1 pseudogene is annotated in these 259 nt (G+C 66.8%); it reads right to left on the reverse strand.

Going from position 1 to position 259, the window contains the following annotated elements:
- A pseudogene (locus tag EOD29_RS32905) lies at nucleotides 1–259 on the reverse strand (dihydrodipicolinate synthase family protein); the annotation flags it as partial.

The raw sequence follows: 259 nt of genomic DNA on the forward strand, positions 1-259 counted from the left end.
CTTGACGACGGTCACGTTCGCGCCATTGCGGAATTTGGTCCGCATCCGCTCGAATGGTTCGAGCTTGTTGACGATCGCCCTGGCGGCGCCAAAGTCGCCTTTTTCAAGCGCAGCGTGGACCGCAAGCGAGAGCTTCGGCGCGACATTGACGAGGCCGGACGTGAAGCCGCGAGCGCCGGCTGCGGTAAATGTCGGCGCCCAGCTCTCCGCCAGGCCGCAGACGAACAGCGCGCCGCCGGGGCTCGCCGCCGGGATCGAT

The sequence above is a fragment of the Mesorhizobium sp. M1A.T.Ca.IN.004.03.1.1 genome, from assembly GCF_003997555.1.
GTDB lineage: Bacteria > Pseudomonadota > Alphaproteobacteria > Rhizobiales > Rhizobiaceae > Mesorhizobium.